The organism is Seonamhaeicola sediminis, assembly GCF_004358095.2.
GTDB lineage: Bacteria > Bacteroidota > Bacteroidia > Flavobacteriales > Flavobacteriaceae > Seonamhaeicola > Seonamhaeicola sediminis.
On sequence record NZ_SMZJ02000040.1, the window covers coordinates 1 to 424 of the forward strand.

The window sequence follows — 424 nt, forward strand, 5'->3', positions numbered from 1 at the left end:
ACTCAACTCCCAGAATTTCCTTTCAATATTTAATGAACTTCTTAAAATTAACTAGCTTACTAAACAATGATAACAGCATTTAGTAATCAAATCAACCTTAGGTTGTAGTCTCAGGCAGACTCCCTTCGACTATGCTCAGGGTAAACTTCTCGTCTGTCTTTCGACCTACTTCGTAGTCTCAGGCAGACTCGAACTGCCGACCTCTACATTATCAGTGTAGCGCTCTAACCAGCTGAGCTATGAGACTGTACTTTAGTCGTTAGCCTTAAACCATTAACGCTTATTATTTTACTAAGCACTAATGCCTTATGACTTTTTACTATATATTTTAAAATCAACAGCTAAAGAGAACAAACTATTCTTTCCCTAAATATCTAAACCTATTAGTCGTCTTTCTCTAGAAAGGAGGTGTTCCAGCCGCACC

Annotated in this window: 1 tRNA gene; it reads right to left on the reverse strand. The window is 37.7% G+C overall.

Going from position 1 to position 424, the window contains the following annotated elements:
* Positions 1-173: 173 nt before the first annotated feature.
* Positions 174-247, reverse strand: a tRNA-Ile gene (locus tag E1J38_RS15025).
* Between the last annotated feature and the right edge of the window lie 177 nt (positions 248-424).